The sequence below is a fragment of the Aromatoleum sp. genome (genome assembly GCF_035254505.1).
Taxonomy (GTDB): domain Bacteria; phylum Pseudomonadota; class Gammaproteobacteria; order Burkholderiales; family Rhodocyclaceae; genus Aromatoleum.
The window spans coordinates 1-19352 of sequence record NZ_DATFAO010000081.1 but is presented as its reverse complement, the minus strand read 5'-3'; the positions used below and the strand labels follow the sequence as shown (position 1 = coordinate 19352).

The 19352-nt window shown below is 63.9% G+C and carries 21 protein-coding genes and 1 pseudogene; 6 read left to right on the top strand and 16 right to left on the bottom strand.

Annotation, left to right across the window (positions count from 1 at the left end):
• Together VJ673_RS16430 and tyrS are read right to left on the bottom strand one after the other, a co-directional pair.
• Positions 1–318, bottom strand: a pseudogene (locus tag VJ673_RS16430) (PAS domain S-box protein); the annotation flags it as partial.
• Positions 319–494: 176 nt separating this feature from the next.
• On the bottom strand, positions 495–1694 hold the full coding sequence (gene tyrS / locus VJ673_RS16425) for a tyrosine--tRNA ligase (protein WP_324127224.1): 1200 nt from the start codon (positions 1692–1694) through the stop codon (positions 495–497).
• Between the two features lie 145 nt (positions 1695–1839).
• Here tyrS and VJ673_RS16420 point away from each other — a divergent pair, with 145 nt between their 5' ends.
• Complete coding sequence (locus VJ673_RS16420) at positions 1840–3090, top strand: peptidoglycan DD-metalloendopeptidase family protein (protein ID WP_414635668.1); 1251 nt, start codon at positions 1840–1842, stop codon at positions 3088–3090.
• A gap of 74 nt (positions 3091–3164) precedes the next feature.
• Here VJ673_RS16420 and erpA read toward each other — a convergent pair whose 3' ends face one another.
• The 4 genes from erpA to rplM all read right to left on the bottom strand — a co-directional run bounded on the left by erpA (position 3165) and on the right by rplM (position 5613).
• Complete coding sequence (gene erpA / locus VJ673_RS16415; protein WP_324127222.1) at positions 3165–3515, bottom strand: iron-sulfur cluster insertion protein ErpA; 351 nt, start codon at positions 3513–3515, stop codon at positions 3165–3167.
• Positions 3516–3618: 103 nt separating this feature from the next.
• Positions 3619–4647, bottom strand: a complete 1029-nt coding sequence (argC, locus tag VJ673_RS16410) for an N-acetyl-gamma-glutamyl-phosphate reductase (protein ID WP_324127221.1) — start codon at positions 4645–4647, stop codon at positions 3619–3621.
• Between the two features lie 131 nt (positions 4648–4778).
• Complete coding sequence (gene rpsI, locus VJ673_RS16405) at positions 4779–5171, bottom strand: 30S ribosomal protein S9 (protein ID WP_324127220.1); 393 nt, start codon at positions 5169–5171, stop codon at positions 4779–4781.
• 13 nt (positions 5172–5184) lie between these two features.
• On the bottom strand, positions 5185–5613 hold the full coding sequence (gene rplM, locus VJ673_RS16400) for a 50S ribosomal protein L13 (protein WP_324127219.1): 429 nt from the start codon (positions 5611–5613) through the stop codon (positions 5185–5187).
• Positions 5614–6143: 530 nt separating this feature from the next.
• Between rplM and VJ673_RS16395 the strand changes: the two genes are divergently transcribed.
• Complete coding sequence (locus VJ673_RS16395; protein ID WP_324127218.1) at positions 6144–6563, top strand: OsmC family protein; 420 nt, start codon at positions 6144–6146, stop codon at positions 6561–6563.
• 56 nt (positions 6564–6619) lie between these two features.
• Here the strand turns inward: VJ673_RS16395 and coq7 are convergent, their stop codons facing one another.
• The 7 genes from coq7 to VJ673_RS16360 form a co-directional block, all read right to left on the bottom strand.
• Entirely contained in the window at positions 6620–7240 is a 621-nt protein-coding gene (gene coq7 / locus VJ673_RS16390; protein WP_324127217.1) for a 2-polyprenyl-3-methyl-6-methoxy-1,4-benzoquinone monooxygenase, read from the bottom strand.
• A 22-nt stretch (positions 7241–7262) separates the two neighbouring features.
• On the bottom strand, positions 7263–7796 hold the full coding sequence (locus tag VJ673_RS16385) for a CNP1-like family protein (protein ID WP_324127216.1): 534 nt from the start codon (positions 7794–7796) through the stop codon (positions 7263–7265).
• Positions 7793–8380: a DUF3501 family protein gene (locus tag VJ673_RS16380; protein WP_324127215.1), complete on the bottom strand. Its 588-nt coding sequence runs from the start codon at positions 8378–8380 to the stop codon at positions 7793–7795. Before VJ673_RS16380 ends, VJ673_RS16385 begins: the two co-directional genes overlap by 4 nt.
• Positions 8381–8392: 12 nt before the next feature.
• On the bottom strand, positions 8393–9733 hold the full coding sequence (locus VJ673_RS16375) for a heterodisulfide reductase-related iron-sulfur binding cluster (RefSeq protein WP_324127214.1): 1341 nt from the start codon (positions 9731–9733) through the stop codon (positions 8393–8395).
• Positions 9734–9807: 74 nt separating this feature from the next.
• Positions 9808–10227, bottom strand: coding sequence for a rubrerythrin family protein (locus VJ673_RS16370; RefSeq protein WP_324127213.1), 420 nt, complete (start codon positions 10225–10227; stop codon positions 9808–9810).
• 161 nt (positions 10228–10388) lie between these two features.
• Positions 10389–10982 carry a CBS domain-containing protein gene (locus tag VJ673_RS16365; RefSeq protein WP_324127212.1) on the bottom strand — a complete coding sequence of 198 codons (594 nt, stop codon included), beginning with the start codon at positions 10980–10982 and terminating at the stop codon, positions 10389–10391.
• Between the two features lie 263 nt (positions 10983–11245).
• Complete coding sequence (locus VJ673_RS16360) at positions 11246–11776, bottom strand: RNA pyrophosphohydrolase (RefSeq protein ID WP_324127211.1); 531 nt, start codon at positions 11774–11776, stop codon at positions 11246–11248.
• Positions 11777–11926: 150 nt separating this feature from the next.
• Here VJ673_RS16360 and VJ673_RS16355 point away from each other — a divergent pair, with 150 nt between their 5' ends.
• From VJ673_RS16355 to VJ673_RS16345, 3 genes are read left to right on the top strand one after another with little or no spacing between them, the layout of a single operon-like run.
• Entirely contained in the window at positions 11927–13675 is a 1749-nt protein-coding gene (locus VJ673_RS16355) for a proline--tRNA ligase (protein ID WP_324127210.1), read from the top strand.
• A gap of 21 nt (positions 13676–13696) precedes the next feature.
• Complete coding sequence (locus tag VJ673_RS16350; RefSeq protein ID WP_414635667.1) at positions 13697–14356, top strand: lytic transglycosylase domain-containing protein; 660 nt, start codon at positions 13697–13699, stop codon at positions 14354–14356.
• A gap of 42 nt (positions 14357–14398) precedes the next feature.
• A complete protein-coding gene (locus VJ673_RS16345; RefSeq protein WP_324127209.1) occupies positions 14399–14761 on the top strand; it encodes a PilZ domain-containing protein in 363 nt (120 codons plus the stop codon).
• A 12-nt stretch (positions 14762–14773) separates the two neighbouring features.
• Here VJ673_RS16345 and VJ673_RS16340 read toward each other — a convergent pair whose 3' ends face one another.
• Positions 14774–15406: a bactofilin family protein gene (locus VJ673_RS16340; protein ID WP_324127208.1), complete on the bottom strand. Its 633-nt coding sequence runs from the start codon at positions 15404–15406 to the stop codon at positions 14774–14776.
• A gap of 471 nt (positions 15407–15877) precedes the next feature.
• On the opposite strand from VJ673_RS16340, the gene VJ673_RS16335 reads away from it, so the two are divergent.
• A complete protein-coding gene (locus VJ673_RS16335) occupies positions 15878–17326 on the top strand; it encodes a sigma 54-interacting transcriptional regulator (protein ID WP_324127207.1) in 1449 nt (482 codons plus the stop codon).
• Positions 17327–17355: 29 nt separating this feature from the next.
• Here the strand turns inward: VJ673_RS16335 and VJ673_RS16330 are convergent, their stop codons facing one another.
• Together VJ673_RS16330 and tldD are read right to left on the bottom strand one after the other, a co-directional pair.
• Positions 17356–18327 carry a 2-hydroxyacid dehydrogenase gene (locus tag VJ673_RS16330; protein WP_324127206.1) on the bottom strand — a complete coding sequence of 324 codons (972 nt, stop codon included), beginning with the start codon at positions 18325–18327 and terminating at the stop codon, positions 17356–17358.
• 28 nt (positions 18328–18355) lie between these two features.
• A partial coding sequence (tldD, locus tag VJ673_RS16325) for a metalloprotease TldD (RefSeq protein ID WP_324127205.1) occupies positions 18356–19352 on the bottom strand: 997 nt, incomplete at its 5' end.

Below are 19352 nucleotides of genomic sequence, written 5' to 3'. Positions count from 1 at the left end.
CTGAAGCGAGTCGGCGCCCGGGTAGTAGCGGAGCATCTCCGTCGCAACCGCTTCGAAGTTCGGCACGGCCCCGCGCCCCTGCCGCACGAGCGCGGCCAGCGCATAGGTTGCGGTGAGCCCGTGCTGGACCGCATTCTCGACCTCATGCGCCTTGTCGCCAATGAGATCGGCGACCTCGGCGCGTCTAACATGGAGCGCCTCTCGCTCGGAATGCAGGACGTAGACCGCTGCCGCAAGGGCGGCAACGAGGAACGCGACAAGGCCCGCCGTACTCGGGCGCACGAAAAGGCGGCGGTAGAAATGTGGCGCGTTCGCCATCTGAATCAAAATCCTCCACAAGCCGCCGCGGGATCGAGAGCATGGCATTGCCCCTCGATCGGACGCGACCGCTGACCAAGCCATCCGCCGAAAGTAATAGAATGCCTTTTGATTATATTGCCAAGTGGAGAATTGGCTTGGAAGCGAATTTCCCGCGGCGGTGAGTCTTTCTTCGTTCAGTCCAGACGGACAGCAGCGAACTTGCGCTTACCCACCTGCAGGATGACCTTCTGGCCGGTCGTAAGGATCAGGGCCTTGTCTTCGATACGCTCGCCATTGAGCCGCACCGCTCCTTGGTCGATCATCCGCATCGCTTCGGAGGTCGTTCCTGTCAGTCCCGCCTGTTTGATGACCTGGAACACCGGCAGCCCTGCCGCGCCGACCACCACGTTCACCTCCGGCATGTCGTCCGGCAGCACGCCGCGCTGGAAGCGGGCCTCGAACTCGCTGAGCGCCTCCTCGGCCGACCGCTGGTCGTGGAAGCGGGCGACGAGTTCCTGCGCAAGCAGCACCTTGATGTCGCGTGGATTGCGGCCGCCCTCCACTTCGCGACGCAAGGCCGCGATTTCCGCGCTCGAACGGAAGGAGAGAAGCTCGTAATAGCGCCACATCAAATCATCCGAGATCGACATGACCTTGCCGAAGATTTCGCGCGCGGGCTCGGCGATACCGATGTAGTTGCCGAGGGACTTGGACATCTTGTTCACGCCGTCGAGGCCTTCCAGCAGCGGCATCATCAGCACGCACTGCGGCGCCTGACCCTCATGCTTCTGCAACTCACGCCCCATCAGCAGATTGAATTTCTGATCCGTCCCGCCGAGCTCGACATCGGCTCGCATCGCCACCGAGTCGTAACCCTGACACAGCGGGTAGAGGAACTCGTGGATTGCGATCGGCTGGCCGCTCGCGTACCGCTTCGAAAAGTCGTCACGTTCCAGCATACGGGCAACCGTGTTGCGTGACGCCAGCCGGATCATGCCGGCCGAGCCGAGGGCCTCCATCCAGCTGGAGTTGAAACAGATTTCGGTCCGATCGGGATCGAGAATCTTGAACACCTGCTCCTGGTAGGTCCGGGCGTTCTCCATGATCTGTTCGCGCGACAGCGGCGGCCGCGTCGCATTCTTGCCGGTCGGATCACCGATCATCCCCGTGAAGTCGCCGATGAGGAACAGGACCTGATGACCGAGTTCCTGGAACTGTCGCAACTTGTTGATGAGCACCGTGTGACCGAGATGGAGGTCGGGAGCCGTCGGATCGAAACCCGCCTTCACCCGAAGCGGACGATTCGCCTTCAGCCTTTCGACCAGCTCCGCCTCGACCAGCAACTCGTCGGCGCCACGCTTGATCAGCTCGAGGGCTCCCTGTACGTCAGTCATGCAACTCTCCATTTCGGTTACGGTGCGGGCAAGTTTTTGATAAAATCCGCGAAGTTTTTTGCCCGAAATTCCCATGCAGTCGCGAAAAGTCAAGATTCTAGCCGAACTCAGGGCCCATCTCCCTTCCACCCGCCGCGGACTAGTGATGTCCGGAGTGGCGATAACGTCGCTCCTCGGCGTCGTGGCCGCCACCGCTGTCGTGCCGGGGATGAGTTCGGCTCCGTTCGAGCCCGAAACAGTGGTCGAACAGCTCGGCTCGGTCAAGGCCGAGATTCAGGACGCTAGCGATCTGCCGTTCGTCTTTCACGAGCGGATCCTGCCGGGCGATACCGTCCAGACGATCTTCAAGCGAATCGGTGCGAACGACCAGGAAGCGGTGGACGCGCTGAATCAGCCCGCGGGACTTGCTGCCCAACGGCAACTCCGCGCTGGCCGCTCGCTGCTCGCCGTCGTCCATCGTGACGGTCGTATCGCATCACTGAGCCTTCCGCTATCCGGGACCGACAACCGCTTTACCATCGAGCGTACCGACGCGGGCATCCGGGTGAACAGCGCCGAGGCCGAAGCGGCTGAAATCCACGTCGAAATGCGTAACGGCGAAATCCGCCAGACCCTGTTCGGCGCGACGGACGCCGCGGGCATTCCCGACAGCATCGCGAGCAAGCTTGCCGAGATCTTCGGTACGGAAATCGACTTCAGCAGCGACCTGCGACGCGGCGACCGCTTCAACGTCGTCTATGAGGCCATCTACGATCGCGGTATCTCGGTACGAGCAGGCCGCATCCTGGCCGCAGAATTCGTCAATCAGGGCAAGAGCCATACGGTGCTCCTGCACAGGGACAGCGACGGCACCGACGCCTATTACACTCCGGATGGGCGCGGCCTGAACCAAGCCTTCCTGCGCTACCCGCTCGAATTCTCCCGCATTTCGTCGAACTTCGGCGGGCGAGTCCATCCGATCCTCAACACCTGGCGCGCGCACACGGGCACCGATTTCGCCGCAGCCTCCGGCACGCCGGTCAAGGCGGCGTCCAATGGCGTCGTGGAATTCGTCGGCACGCAGCGGGGTTACGGCAACATCATCGTGTTGCAGCACCGTGACCGTTACGAATCGGCGTATGGCCACCTGAGCGCCTTCGTGAGCGGACTACGCAAAGGGGCGCACGTTCGCCAAGGCGACGTGATCGGATACGTCGGCTCGACGGGATGGGCCACGGGACCTCATCTGCACTATGAGATCCGGCTCAACGGCGTCCCGAATGACCCGATGAAGATCGCGCTGCCAACGGCCCATCCGCTCGAAAAACAGGCACTGACCGCATTCAAGCGCGACACCCAGACGCTGGTCGATCGGCTCGCACTTCTCAATCACACGACAGTGGCGCGCGCCGACTGAGCACCCGCCGTCAGGTTGAGGTCAAACAAAAAGGGGATGCTCGGCATCCCCTTTTTGCTGCGCAAGGCACTGCCTCAGGCGGAGAACGACGATCCGCAGCCGCAGGTGCTCGTTGCGTTCGGATTGCGAATCACGAACTGCGAACCTTCGAGACCATCGGTGAAGTCGATCTCGGCGCCGGCCAGGTACTGGTAGCTCATCGAGTCGACCAGCAGCGTCACGCCATTCTTCTCAAGCGCTGTGTCGTCGTCGTTCACTTCCTCGTCGAAGGTGAATCCGTACTGGAAGCCCGAGCAGCCGCCGCCGCTGACGAAGACGCGAAGCTTCAGTTCGGGATTGCCTTCTTCTTCGATCAGTTCCTTGACCTTCGCGGCCGCGCTGTCGGTAAAGACCAGGAAGTCAGGGGTTTCAACTGCCGTGTTCATAATTCGTCCTCAATTGGGGGCACTATCGCATGATGCGACAGACTGGGCCGTTTCGTCAAAATGAGAGTTGTGGGCGACGAAATGGTTCCATCGGGGGGTTCCATCAGGGGCTGACCGGAACGATATCCAAACCGAGCGTTTCTTCGAGGCCGAACATGATGTTCATGTTCTGTACCGCCTGGCCCGCCGCGCCCTTCACGAGGTTGTCGATGACTGACAGCACGACCACGACATCCCCGCCCTGCGGCCGATGCACGGCGATCCGGCAGAGGTTGCTCGCACGGACCGAGCGCGTTTCCGGGTGGGAGCCGGCAGGAAGCACGTCGACGAAAGGCTCGTTGCGATACCGCTCCTCAAACAGCGCCTGCACGTCGATCTCGCGAGTGAGCTTCGCATACAGCGTGGCGTGGATGCCACGGATAATCGGCGTCAGGTGCGGCACGAAGGTCAAGCCCACCGGCTGGCCCGCCATGCCGACGAGCCCTTGGCGAATTTCCGGAAGATGGCGGTGCCCCGGAACGCCGTAGGCCTTGAAGCTGTCAGCGGCCTCGGCGAAGAGCGTGTGCACTTCAGCCTTGCGGCCTGCGCCGGAAACCCCAGACTTGGCGTCGGCGACAAGGTGGGAGGGGTCGACGGCACCGGATTCCAGCAGCGGCAGGAAGCCGAGCTGGACGGCAGTCGGATAGCAGCCCGGATTGGCGAGCACCCGGGCGCCGCGAATCTGCTCGCGATTGCGTTCCGGCAGGCCGTAGACGGCTTCGGCGACCAGCGACGGCGCGGCGTGCTGCATGCCGTACCACTTCTCCCATTCTGCGATATCGCGGATGCGGAAATCCGCGGCGAGATCGATGACGCGTACGCCGGCCGCGACGAGTTCCGCCGCCTGCTGCATCGCGATGCCGTTGGGCGTAGCAAAGAACACTACGTCACACTCACCCAGTCGCGCTTCGGCAGGCGTGACGAAGCATAAATCGACGCGGCCGCGTAGACTGGGGAACATGTTTGAGACCGGCATGCCGGCGTCGCCGCGCGACGTGATCGCGTGTAATTTCACGCCCGGATGCGGCGCCAACAGCCTAAGGAGTTCGACTCCCGTGTAACCCGTACCACCAACCACGCCGACCTTGATCATGCTTTCTCCTTGCGAGGGGCCCGCCATCGGTCCCTGATCCGCGAATTATCGCATTCGTGCTTCACAACGAAGCGCGCGGAAATGAAAAAAGCCGCCTCGCGGGCGGCTTTTGTGCAACAGATACCGGAGTATCAGCGCTTCGAGAACTGCTTGCGGCGACGCGCCTTGCGGAAACCGACCTTCTTACGCTCGACTTCACGGGCATCGCGGGTCACGAAGCCGGCCTTGCGCAACGGCGACTTCAGCTCTGCGTCGTATTCGATCAGCGCGCGGGTGATGCCGTGACGAACGGCACCGGCTTGACCCGACTCGCCACCGCCGGTGACGTTCACGAGAATGTCGAAACGACCTTCGGTCTCGGTCAGCACCAGCGGCTGACGCACGATCATGCGACCGGTTTCGCGCGAGAAGAATTCGTCGACGGGCTTGCCGTTAACGACGATGTTGCCGGTGCCCGGCTTGATGAACACACGGGCGACCGCAGTCTTGCGGCGGCCAGTGCCGTAGTTGTAGCTAACAGCCATTGACGGGCTCCTGTCAGATCTCGAGAACTTGGGGCTGCTGAGCGGCGTGCGGATGCTGGGCACCCGCGTAGCACTTCAGCTTCTTCAGCATGGCGTAACCCAGCGGCCCCTTCGGCAGCATGCCCTTCACCGCCTTTTCGAGCACACGCTCGGGGAAGCGTTGCTGCAGCTTGGTGAAGTTGGTTTCGTAGATTCCGCCCGGAAAACCGGTGTGACGGTAGTACTTCTTGTCCTGCGCCTTGTTACCGGTCACGCGCAACTTTTCGACGTTGACGACGACGATGTAGTCACCGGTGTCAACGTGCGGGGTGTAGATAGGCTTGTGCTTGCCACGCAGACGGCGGGCAATCTCAGCGGCGACCCGGCCAAGCACCTTGTCCGCCGCGTCGACAACAAACCAGTCGCGCTTGACTTCGTGCGGCTTGGCAGAAAACGTTTTCATTCGAATCCTCGATCTTGTCCGGCCTGGGGCAAAGGCCAATAAACGGAAAGCGCGTGATGTTAATGGAAACGGCACCCCAAAGTCAAACCCGGGGAATCAGGAACCGATCCAGGCAAAAAAAACGCAGTCCTCTCGGGACTGCGTTAAATCCACACCAAAGGAGGAGGGTGGAGGAGACACCGCTTGGATCGAGAACACTCATCGATCCGACTGGTGCCCATTATCCGCACGACACGCATATCCCGCAAGTCTTTTTTGTGCGACGCACTATAAATGTTTTAATTCTACGATAAGCGATGCTTATTAACTCGCACTGTCTTGATTTGCATCAAATTTTAGGCCAACACAGTGGGGCACCACCCATCCCAAGTCCTATATAAGACCACCTATTCCGAGTGACATATTGCGCCGCAACATACGGCACCGCACGGAACAAGTCGCTTCCGGTCGCAGTCGGGTAACGCCTATCCATTAGAATGCGGCGAACTGGCCGATTGCGAACGGCCGAATCTGCAGACAACGGAGTCGATATGGAATGCACGATCAAGTGGGTCGACGGGATGACCTTCATGGCGGAAACGGGCACCGGTCACTTGGTGACGATGGACGGCGCGCCGGAAGCAGGCGGCCGCAATCTCGCGCCGCGGCCGATGGAGCTGATGCTCGCCGGCGCGGGCGGTTGCACGGCGTTTGACGTGGTGCTGATCCTCAAGCGGGGACGTCAGGACGTGCGCAATTGCGAGGTGAAGCTCATCGCCGAACGCGCGGAGACGGATCCGAAAGTGTTCACGCGGATCGGCTTCCACTACACGGTGCACGGCAAGGGGTTGAAGGCGGAGGCGGTGGAACGGGCGATCCATCTCTCCGCGGAGAAATATTGCTCGGCTTCGATCATGCTCGCGAAGACGGCGGAACTGACCCACGAGTGGACGATCGTCGAGGTCGAATAAACGGCCGTTCCGGCAAAGGGCGCAGCAGCGCTTTGGCGCCCTCCTCCCGCCCGGGTTTACAGACGGTAGGCCGTGACCGTCATGACCCGCGACATCAGCTTCATGAGCTGTTTGGCGGGAGCTGGAAGTTCATGCGCACCAAGGCCGATGGCCGTTTCGGCGTGGCGCGCCTCGTCGATCTTCATCTGCCCGACGATTTCCCGCGACTTCGCATCGTCGGCCGGTAGCCGCGCGAGGTGTCCGCTCAAATGAGCCTCGACTTGGCGCTCGGTTTCGGCGAGAAAGCCCAGGTTCCAGCGGTCGCCGAGCTTGCCGGCGAGCATGCCGAGCGCGAATGCCCCCCCGTACCAGACCGGATTGAGCAGGCTCTTGCGACCGCCAAGTTCGGCGATGCGTTGCTCCGTCCATGCAAGGTGTTCGGTCTCCTCGTTGGAGGCCTGCTCGAGCTCGCGCCGTATGACAGGATCGCGCGACATCACGGCTTGCCCCTGATAGAGCGCCTGGGCACAGATCTCGCCGCAGTGATTGACGCGCATCAGTGCGGCCGCGTCGCTGCGCTCCTCGTCGGTCAGCGCTGCCTCGGGAAGATCGTCGCCGGGCACCGGCCGAATGCTGCGAGCGGGGGCGAAGACGGTTCTCAGAGCCTTATCGAATCCGATGATCAGGTGGTCGAGCATGGGTGGCCTCACTTCGTTTCTGTCACGTTCCGCCGTGGGTAGTACTGGTGTTGCCTGAGCCAGGATTGCGAAGGCGTTGCAGGACTTCGTCGCGATCGCGCGGCGGCACCGGACCGTCGCAGAAGTAGTCCTGCGCCAGAGCGGCCCGCGTTCGGCTGTAGGCCGTGTCGTTGATCGGCTGCCATTGCGAGCCTCGCGCGGGAGACCATTCGCCGCTATCCCGCCCCGTTGCGTAGATACGCCACTGTGCCGTTGCACAGCGGATTCCCTCGAAGGTGACGTTGCGCCCGCCGGCCGGGGTGCGGACCATCAGGACATAACGGACGACGCTGTCCTGACCGACCGAAATGCTGCTCTCGTCGATCATGAACTTGTTGGGGGATACGCTGCTAACGAAGAATTCGCGCAACGCGGTCTCGTTCGGAGCGGCGGGCAAGGTCCACTCGCCCTCGGTCCAGTTCTTGTCGGCGTCGTTGAATAGTCCGGCCATCGACGGCCCCGAAAGCAGCGCGAGGGCCACGAGGCCCCCGCGCAGGATTGTTTGCAGCGAAGTCAAATTCGCAAGTCTCCACACAAGGATTGCCGGATCGCTTCTGCGACCGGAGACACGGTAACGGCATAGGCCGGATGATCGACACCGGCCGCAAGCGGGGCCCCCGCACCGAGGGCTGCGATCATGCTGCAGCCCAACTCGAAGCGCAGGAAGTGCACCGAGGACGTCTTGTCGTCATTGTCCCGCTCAAGGTCTTCGTCCGCAATCGCAAATACGGGGGGGAAACCTTCGACACGGATCCAGATTCGATCTTCGATGCCGATGAGGTGAGCGAGCCGTTGGCGACGTTCCTGTTCGTCGGGATACTCAATCATCGCAGTGGCCTTCCAGTTGTGGCCGTCCGGCACTAGGGGATTGTAGGCGTCGAGTTCGTCCTCGATGCCGGTCTCCTCGAAGATGCGCTCGATGCGCAACATTTCCTGGATCTGGTAGCGGATGGTGAGTTCGTCTTCGAACAGCAAGATCAGGTGTTCGCCGAGCTGCAGCAGGCGATGGCGCTTGTGGTCGATGACCTGCCGACGGAAGGTGGGGCGCTGCCGCGCATATTCTTCGAGGCTCATCAGGCTATGGCGTGAGATGGGGTTCATCGGAATGCCTCCTCACAGGCCATAGGCGCGCCGCAGCAAAGTCAGGGGATGCGCTTTTTCGGCATCGGTTTTCGTCCCGGCGTCGCGAATGCCCTGCATGATGTGGCGGCCCGCGATGGGGCAATCGGAGCTGATGTAGTCGGTGCCGGCCTGCGCCATCTGGCGGAAGACCGGCCGTCCGATGCGCATCGATTGCTCGAAGTATTCCTCCTTGACGCCCCAGGTGCCGTCGTGGCCGGAGCAGCGCTCGATTGTCGTGACCTCCGTACCGGGGATGAGTTCGAGCAGTTCGCGCGTCTTCTGTCCGATGTTCTGCACCCTTCCGTGGCAGGGGATGTGGTACGCCACTTTGCCGAGCGGAGTCTTGAAGTCGGTATTGAGCAGGCCGTCGCGATGGCGCAGCACGAGATATTCAAAGGGATCGAATATCGCGTCGGCTACGACACGCACATCGGCGTCTTCCGGGAAGATGAGCGGCAGTTCCTGCTTGAACATCAGCGCGCAGGACGGAATCGCAGCAAGGATCGCGTAGCCCGCGCGCGCGAGCTCCGCGAGCACCGGAATGTTGGCGTCCTTCAGGCGCTGGACGCCTTCGAGGTCGCCGAGTTCGAGGCGCGGCATGCCGCAGCAGGCTTCCTGCGGTGCAAGTACGGACGGGATCGCGTTGTGGGTGAGGATCGCCACGAGGTCGTGGCCGATGCCGGGTTCGTTGTAGTTGATGTAGCAGGTCGCGAAGATCGCGACCTTGCCGGGCGTGCGTTCCCCGTTACGCACCTCTCCCGCCGTGTTCGCTGCCGCGGTGGAACGGAAGCGGCGCGGGGTGTAGGGAGGAAGCTCGCGGCGCTTGTCGACGCCGAGCACCGACTGTAGCGCGGCGCGGGCCAACGGATTGCGATTGGCTGCGTTGACCGTCTGCGCGACGATGGGAATGGCGGCGAGTTTTCCGAGCGCATCGGTGCTCGTGAGGATGCGATCGCGCAGGCGCGCTTCGCCTTTGCGGAACTTCACGGCCTTTGCGCGCAACATCAGGTGCGGGAAGTCGACGTTCCATTCGTGCGGCGGCACATACGGACACTTGGTCATGAAGCACAGGTCGCACAGGTAACACTGGTCGACGACCTGCATGAAGTGACGCTTGTCGACGCCGTCAACTTCGCCCGTCGGGCCATTGTCGACGAGGTCGAACAGGGTCGGGAAGGCGTTGCATAGATTTACGCAGCGCCGGCATCCGTGGCAGATGTCGAAAACGCGTTCGAGCTCGCAGTAAAGCGAGGCGTCGTCGTAATAGTCGGCCTGGCGCCAGGCGACAGGATGGCGGCGCGGGGCTTCGAGACTGCCTTCGCGAGTCGACATGATCGCCCTCCTCTCGCGGTGCGAGCCGGGAAAAGGCAGAGCCGGGCCGCCCGAACTGGATCGGGCGAGCCCGCTCAGTCCTGCAAAGCGTCGAGTGCCTTCTGGAAGCGGTTGGCGTGCGAGCGTTCGGCCTTGGCCAGGGTTTCGAACCAGTCGGCGATTTCCTCGAAACCTTCCTCACGTGCAACTCGCGCCATGCCGGGATACATATCGGTGTACTCGTGAGTCTCGCCGGCGATGGCGGCGGCGAGATTGGCGCGTGTCTTGCCGATCGGCAGGCCAGTCGCGGGGTCGCCGCTGACTTCAAGGTATTCGAGATGACCGTGCGCGTGACCGGTCTCGCCTTCGGCCGTCGACCGGAAGACGGCGGCAACGTCGTTCTGACCTTCGACGTCGGCTTTTGCGGCGAAGTACAGGTAGCGACGATTGGCTTGGGATTCGCCGGCAAATGCGGCCTTCAGGTTACCTTCGGTCCTGGATCCTTTGAGTTGCATTGCTGCTCTCCTCACAGAAGTTGGACGGAGAATCCCCGACCTCGGCCGGGGATGTTTTAAACATAGAGGGTGTTCTTAGCGAAGGGCAATTGAACGCGCCTATGTCCTTGATCGGACAAACCTATGTTCCATCTCCGTCTCACTGTTGCGGCAGAGCGCTTTCAGGCGGCGATGGCGGCTTCGATCTCGGCAAAGGTCCGTGCAATTTCGGTGCTGAGCGGCTGCGGTTCACCGAGTTGGCGGGCGATCTGCGACAGCGAGAAGATGCCGCGGATGATGCCCCGTCCGCCTTCGAGGCGATCCAACACCAGCGCGTGCTGGCGGCCGGAACGTCGCAGGGTCGCGACGACATGGCCGACGTCGGCGCGCAGGACTTCGCCGAGTTCCACCGCTTCGGTCTTTTCCAGCGGAGTCATGACTTTCGCGACCGTCAGTTCGCCGGGCGGGATGCCATGTTCGCGGGCGGTGTGCACGGGACGCTCGCCGAGCAGGTCGGCGACCGTGATCACGCCTCTCACCTGGTGCCGCGAATCCGTCACAAGCAGCAGGCGGACGCCGCGCATCATCATGGCCCGGTTGGCTTCGGCCAGCGAGGTTTCGGCGGATATCGTTGCGGCCGGCACGCGCGTCAGGTCGGTCATCACCTCGACCGCCGGGGAATGCTGCGAGACCTTGGTCGTGCTATCGGTGTGCGCCACTTCGCAGTACAGGCCGGCGAGGCTCGCCTGCGGAAGCGGATCGAATTCCCGGTTCATATGCACCTCCCTTTGCGGACGACGGACGATGGGGCGATGGGACGGGAATGCGGCTCGTTGCGATCGCCGTGGTCGGCCCCGCCCCGCGAGCAGGCCCATACGGGCGCCGGTGCCGAACGCTGACGGCACGCGAAGTTGACCGCCAGGACGCTGGCGAGTTCAGAAGCGGGACAGTGGAGCCGGCCGGCGTCCGATGCCGACACCGAAAAGCAATTCGCCGTATTGCATCCCCTGAGGCATGCAATACGGCGAACGGTCGGAACTCAGGACTCCGGGGTCTCGACGCCGGCCCGGTAGGCCTCGGGGAGATCCTGCGGATTCACCCGGAAGAGGTTGCGTGCCAATTCAAGCAGGGCCAACTGATAGACCTTGCGCTTGAATTCGATCACCGCGTCGAGCGGCACCCAATAGTCGCTCCAACGCCAGGCATCGAACTCGGGGTGATTGCTGGCACGCAGGCAGACATCGGAATCGCGACCGACCAGCCGGAGCAGGAACCAAATCTGTTTCTGCCCTCGATAGGTGTTTCGCCATTCGCGCTTTATCCAGTGTTTCGGAACGTCATACCGCAGCCAGCCACGCGTGCGAGCGAGGATCTTCACGTGCTCGGGGCGCAGCCCCACTTCCTCGAACAGTTCGCGGAACATTGCCTGCTCGGGTGTCTCACCGTGCTTGATGCCCCCTTGCGGAAACTGCCAGGAATGCTCGCGGATTCGCTTGCCCCAGAATACCTCGTTACGCGCGTTCACCAGAACGATGCCGACGTTCGGGCGATAGCCTTCACGGTCGAGCATGATTGAACCTTCAATTCAAGAATTGGACAGATTTTTTCACACTTGCCATGCATTGGAAAGGCGGCGTCCCAAGCGCCGCTGCGCGTACCCGAGCGCATCGGTAAAGGATAAAATGTTACGTTTGCCCGATCGACTCACCGCGGACCCACTATGCGCGCCAGCCAGTACTTCATTTCGACCCTCAAGGAAGCTCCCTCCGACGCGGAAATCACCAGCCAGAAGCTGATGCTGCGCGCCGGCTTCATCCGCAAGGTTGCGGCCGGCATCTATAGCTACTTGCCCATGGGGCTGCGCGTGATCCGCAAGGTGGAGAACATCGTGCGCGAGGAGATGAACCGCGCCGGGGCGCTCGAACTGACGATGCCGATGGTGCAGCCCGCCGAGCTGTGGGCCGAGACCGGTCGCTGGGAGAAGATGGGCGACGAGATGCTGCGCTTCAAGGATCGCCACGAGCGCGACTTTGCGCTGCAGCCGACGTCCGAAGAGGTCGTCACCGACATCGCGCGCCAGGAGCTGAAGAGCTATCGGCAGCTGCCGAAGAACTTCTACCAGATCCAGACGAAGTTCCGCGACGAGCGCCGGCCGCGTTTCGGCGTGATGCGCGGGCGCGAGTTCACGATGAAGGACGCCTACTCCTTCGACCGTGATGTCGAGGCCGCAGGCCGTACCTACGACGCGATGTACGCCGCCTACTGCCGCATCTTCGACCGTCTGGGGCTGACCTATCGCGCCGTCGCGGCGGATACCGGCGCGATTGGCGGCGACCGCTCGCACGAGTTCCAGGTGATCGCCGACACCGGCGAGGACGCGATCGTGTATTGCCCGGATTCCGATTACGCCGCGAACATCGAACTGGCCGAGGCACTGCCGCTGCTCGCTTCGCGTGCTGCACCGACCAAGGCGCTCGAAAAGACCTTGACTCCCGGCAGGACAACCTGCGCGAGCGTCGCCGAGCTGCTGGACGTGCCGCTCGCGACGAACGTCAAGTCGCTGGTGCTCGCGACCGACGATGTCGACGACAAGGGCCAGCCGGCGGGCGTCACGGTGTGGCTGCTGCTCGTGCGCGCGGACCACGAATTGAACGAGGTGAAGGCGAGCAAGCTCGAGGGCCTCAAGGCCGGTTTCCGCTTCGCAACCGAAGCCGAGATCCACGAGCACTTCGGCTGCAAGCCCGGCTACCTCGGCCCGATCGGCCTGAAGAAGCCGGTGAAGATCGTCGCCGACCGCACCGTCGCGAACATGTCGGATTTCATTTGCGGCGCGAATGAGGAGGACTTCCACTTCACCGGTGCGAACTGGGGCCGCGATCTGCCCGAGCCGGATCTCGTCGCCGACCTGCGCAACGTGATCGAAGGCGACGCGAGCCCGGACGGCAAGGGTCGCCTCGCGATCCAGCGCGGCATCGAGGTGGGCCACGTGTTCTACCTCGGCACGAAGTACTCGAAGTCGATGAACGCGACCTTCCTCGATGTGGACGGCAGGCCGAAGCACTTCGAGATGGGGTGCTACGGCATCGGCGTGACCCGCATTCTGGGTGCGGCGATCGAGCAGGGCAACGACGGGCGCGGCATCATCTGGCCGGACGCGATCGCGCCTTTCCGCATCGTCGTGTGCCCGGTGGGCTGGAGCAAGTCGGAAGCGGTTCGTGAGGAGGCGCTGAAGCTGTACGAGGGGCTGATCGCCGCCGGCGTCGATGCGATTCTCGACGACCGCGACGAGCGCCCGGGCGTGATGCTCGCGGACTGGGAGCTGATCGGTGTGCCGCATCGCATCGTGATCGGCGATCGCGGCCTGAAGGAAGGCGTGGCGGAATACCAGGGCCGGCGCGACGCGGAAGCGACGAAGGTCCCGGTCGCGGACCTCGCCGCCTTCGTCGCGGCAAAGCTGCAGACGGCGTAAGGCTCGGCTATAACGACACGGATGGAAGCGAAGCGCCGGATCCGGTCACGCCCCCTGTCGCGCGCGCTGCTTGGAATGGCGCTCGCGACGGCGGCGGCGTTCGCTCATGCCGGCAACCAGTTGTATGAACCGCTGGCGGCGAGCGTACGCGCCGCCTTGCACTCGGCGGTGAGTGACATGCGCGCACCCGAGCTGCTGATCGTCGATCCGCTCGAACGGACGCGCTGGCTCGGCGAGATGTCACGACGGCTCGAACAACGCATTCCCGACCGCGCCTATCGGGAGGATCTGCTGGTCTCGGTGCACTACGAGGCGACTCGCGCCGGACTGGATCCGCAATTGGTGCTGGGCCTTGTCGAGGTCGAAAGCGCCTTTCGCAAGTATGCGGTGTCGAGCGCCGGCGCCCGCGGTTTCATGCAGGTGATGCCCTTCTGGACAAAGCTGATCGGCCAGCCCGACGACAACCTGTTCAACCTGCGGACCAACCTGCGCTACGGCTGCACGATCCTGCGTCATTACCTCGATATCGAAAGAGGCGACCTGTATCGCGCGCTCGGCCGCTACAACGGCAGCCTCGGCAAACCGGAATACCCGAACATGGTCCGGACGGCGTGGGAGAGACGCTGGGCTTACCAGCCGATGAAATTCGCTTCGGACGACGGGCGCACGCATAGGAACTGAACGGCCGTCTCGTCCGCGGCCGCCAAGAAAGCTGGAGTCTGAATGGAAAACCGACTGTTTCGCCGTCGCTCGATCGCCATTTCGTTTCGCGTCTATGACGACGAGACGGGCCAGTTCGTCGGGCGGATCGGGGATATCAGCAAGGGCGGACTGCTCGTGTATGGGCCCAGCCGCCTGCCGGTCGACCGCCTCTACCGCCTGCGCATCGACCTGCCCGACGACCACGGTAATCCGCGCAGCGTCAAACTGATCGCGAAATCGATGTGGTCGGGACGGGATACCAATCCGGAGCTGTTCAGCACCGGCTTTCGGCTGTTCGAACTGGAGAAGCCCGACAACAGTGCCGCCCTGCAGGCACTGTTGTCGCGCTTCACGGTCGCCTTCGACGAAGACGACGACCGCTGAGCCGGGCGGGCTTCAGCTGCCGACAGCGACCTTGATCGGCGACTCCTCACGCACGACCGAGCGCACCGGCTCCTTGCCCGTGCTGCCTTGGGCTGAGGCGATCGACTGCACGTCGCCGGAGATTTCGCCCCCCTCTTCGATCAGGATCTTGCCGTAGCGGATCTTGCCGCTGACACGGCCGGTCGAATGGATCACGAGTTGGCTCCGGGCGGTCAGTTCGCCTTCGAAACGGCCATGCACCTCGGCGACGTCGATACCCACGGTGCCGGAGAACGAGCCGTTCTCGGCGATGCGGATCACGCGGCTGTCCATCGTCGCCTCCACCCGCCCTTCCACGACCAGGGTGTCGCAGTCGAGGATTTCGGCGCCGCGCAGCTTGACGTTCGGTCCGACGATCAGGCGGCTGCCCGTTTCCTGACGGTCAGTGTCAGTGGTCTCGGCGCTCGTCGTTGCCGCGGCTTCGGTCGAACTGGCAGAGCCGTTCGGAGTCGTATCCGACGCCGGGCGCGTGTCGGACAGGCCGCGCGCGAGACTCGACGCCTGCGTGCTTGAGATGCCTGCCGATGTGCCCGCGACTCCGGGGCCGGAACCACGCGTATTCTGGCCTTCTGCAACCTTGGGAAACAGTGCGGGTTTGTTGAACATGGTTTCTCCTTGAATCGTTGAATACTCGTTGCGGACGGTCTGTGCCCGCAGGACCAAGGCAAGAGCCGCACCACGTCACCTATGCCTTTGATTTTCATTATTTTGTCGGCATTCATCTAGAAATTACGTGAAGAAATTTTCTGCGATATGTCTCTTCTCGACGACATGTAGCGCGGGACGAATGGGCAATCTCCTGATTTGGTTCGATGTTTGCGCGTCGCCATAAGCCGACAACACGTCCTACTGAAACATGGCCTTGCATTTCCTTACCGCGGCGGGCCGGACGCGCCCCGTAAACTTCCCTTGAACGCGCCACGCCTGCAGCGATGACGAACCCGTGACCTCGGTCCGCCGCTGCCACATGCGACACACAGGGCCGCTATCGCTCGGCCCATCAGCCATCAGAATCCGGCACGAGAACAAGTCCGCCGCAAGAGCGGGTCGCTTGAGCCCCAACACGGTGAATGCAGCATGAAAGCCCACCCACACCGCGCGGCCACGCCCGTTTCAGCCAGGGCGTCAGCAGCGCGCGGAGGATTCCGCATCCTGCTCATCGACGACGATCCCGGTCTGCTGCGCCTGCTTTCCAAGCGGCTGCGTGAGTGCGGCTACGAGATCGGCACCGCCGGCAGCGCGGAAGAAGCCTTGGCGTGTCTGGCGACCGAGCGCTTCGATCTCGTCATTAGCGACGTGCGTCTGCCCGGCTCCGACGGCCTGGCGCTATTCAGCGAGATCCGCCGCAGTTTCCCCGCACTGCCCGTGATCCTGCTGACTGGTCACGGCACGATCGAGGACGCGGTGGAGGCGACATCGCGCGGCGTCTTCGCCTACGTCACGAAACCCTTCGACAGCCGGGTGCTCCTGTCCCGGATCCAGCAGGCGCTGCAGATGAGCGGGCCCTCGCCGGACGATGCGCCGCAACAGCGTGACGCGAGCTGGTGCGAGGAGATCATCAGCCACAGCAGCCGCATGCGCTCGGTGCTGGATGAGGCGCAGTTGGTCGCGGCGTCGGATGCGAGCATCCTGATCCAGGGCGAGAGCGGCACCGGCAAGGAACTGCTCGCTCGCGCGATCCACCGGGCGAGCCCGCGCGCCGACGCGCCCTTTGTCGCGATCAACTGCGGGGCGATTCCTGAAAATCTGCTCGAATCCGAACTGTTCGGCCACGCCCGGGGAGCCTTCACGGGCGCCGCCACGGCGCACACAGGACTCTTCGTGGCGGCAAACGGCGGCACGCTGTTCCTCGACGAGATCGGCGACATGCCGCTCGCCTTGCAGGTGAAGCTGCTGCGCGTGCTGCAGGAGCGCGCCGTGCGCCCCGTGGGGTCCACGCGCGCGGAAAACATCGACGTGCGCATCATCTCGGCAACGCACCGTGACCTGGAGGCGGCGCGCGAAGCCGGGCTCTTCCGCGAGGATCTCTTCTACCGCCTGAATGTCGTCAGCCTGTCGCTACCGACGCTCGACGAGCGGCGTGAGGACATCCCCTTGCTGGCAAGCCTCTTCCTGCAGAATCTGGCGCGCAAGTACCACAAGCGCTTGCACGGCTTCGCGCCCGAAGCGCTGCAGGCGCTTGCAAGCGCCGCCTGGCCGGGCAATGTGCGGCAGCTGCAGAATGTCGTCGAGCAGGCCTGCGCGCTCGCGACGACGCCGCTGATTCCGCTGACGCTGGTCGAGCGCGCCCTGCGTGGCACGGCGCACGAGCGGCTGAGCTATGCGGAGGCGCGGCAACGCTTCGAGCGCGATTACCTGATCCGGATCCTGAAACTCACAGACGGCAACGTCTCGGACGCGGCACGCCTCGCGGACCGCAACCGGACGGAGTTCTACCGGCTGCTGCAGCGTCACGCGCTGACCCCGGGACTGTTCCGCGGGAGCTACCACCCCCCGCAGCAGCGGCGACGGAAGACGGACCGCTGAGCGCCTCGCCACGGGGCGAGGATTTCTGCTCAGGCGACGCGATCGGGCGGAACGCGGCCGTCGAAGAAGGCGTCGAGGTTCTGCATCGCGCGCAGGCCCATGCCGACCCGCGTTTCCTCCGTCGCACTGCCCAAGTGCGGCAGCAGCACGACGTTCGGAAGCGTCAGCAGGCCTTCATGGATGCGCGGCTCCGCTTCATAGACGTCGAGACCGGCGCCGGCGATGATGCCGTTCGCGAGCGCCCACGCGAGCGCGGCTTCGTCGACGACGTCGCCCCGTGCCGTGTTGATGAGGAAGGCGTGGCGCTGCATGTGTGCGAGACGCTCGCGGTTCATCAGATGGCGATTGGTGACGCCACCCGGGCAGTGCAGCGAGACGAAATCCGCAGCGGCAAGCACCTCTTCGACCGAATGGCAGGCGCGGGCGTCGAGCCCTTCGAGCTCGTTCGCCGGCACCGGGCTACGGTTGTAGTACAGCACCTGCATGCCGAATCCGAGCTGGGCGCGGCGCGCGACGGCGCGGCCGATGCGGCCCATGCCGATGAGGCCCAGGACCTTGCCGGAGACGCGCGAGCCGACGAGATGCGTCGGCCGCCAGCCGGACCAGGCGCCGGCGCGCACTTCGCGCTCGCCCTCCCCGGCGCGGCGCGCGATCATCAGCATCAGCGTGAGCGCGAGGTCGGCGGTGCAGTCGGTCAGCACGTCCGGCGTGTTGGTAACGACGATGCCGCGGGCCGTGGCGGCCGCGACGTCGATGTGATTGAAGCCGACCCCGTAATTGACGAGCACTTTCGCGCGCGGCGCGTCGACGGCGAGCACTCCGGCGTCGACGCGGTCGCTGACCGTCGTGAGCAGCGCGTCGGCGCTCATCAGCGCGTCACGCAGCTCGTCCGGGGAAAGCGGATGGTCGTCCTCATTGAGGACCACCTCGTAGCGCTCCGCCAGGCGCTGCTCGACGGCGGCAGGCCAGCGGCGTGTCAACACGATGCGGGGTCTGCTCATGCGATGGCCTCCCTGTTGCCGTCGCCGCTCAGGCGGTGCCGCCGACGGTCAATCCGTCGATACGCAGCGTCGGTTGGCCAACGCCGACCGGCACGCTCTGACCGTCCTTGCCGCAGGTGCCGACGCCCGGGTCGAGGGCCATGTCGTTGCCGATCATCGCGACCCGCGTTAGCGCGTCCGGACCGTTGCCGATCAGCGTCGCGCCCTTGACCGGGCGCGTGACCTTGCCGTCTTCGATCAGGTAGGCCTCAGCGGTCGAGAACACGAACTTGCCCGACGTGATGTCGACCTGCCCGCCGCCGAAGTTCGCGGCGTACAGTCCCTTCTTCACCGACTTGATGATCTCCTCGGGCGCCTTGTCGCCATTCAGCATGTAGGTGTTGGTCATGCGTGGCAGCGGCAGGTGGGCGAAAGATTCGCGCCGCCCGTTGCCGGTCGGCTTCACGCCCATCAGGCGCGCGTTCATCGTGTCCTGCATGTAGCCGGTGAGGATGCCGTCCTCGATCAGCACCGTGCGTTCGGTCGGGTTGCCTTCGTCGTCGACGGTGAGCGAGCCGCGGCGGTCCGGCAGCGTACCGTCGTCGACGACGGTGACGCCCTTCGCGGCGACCTGCTGGCCGATGCGGCCCGAGAAGGCGGAGCTGCCCTTGCGATTGAAGTCGCCTTCGAGCCCGTGGCCGATCGCCTCATGCAGCAGGATGCCGGGCCAGCCCGGTCCGAGGACGACGGTCATCGTGCCGGCGGGTGCGGGGCCGGCGTCGAGATTGACGCGCGCCTGGTGGACGGCCGCGCGGGCGTATTCGCGCAGGCGGTCGTCGTTGAAGTACGTGTAGTCGTAGCGGCCACCGCCACCGCCGCTGCCCTGTTCGCGCCGGCCCTTGTCTTCCATGATCACGGTGACCGACACGCGCACGAGCGGACGCACGTCGGCGGCCATGTGGCCGTCGCTACGGGCAACGAGCACGACTTCCCAGGTGCCGGCGATGTGCGCCATGACCTGCGAGACGCGCGAATCCTCGGCGCGG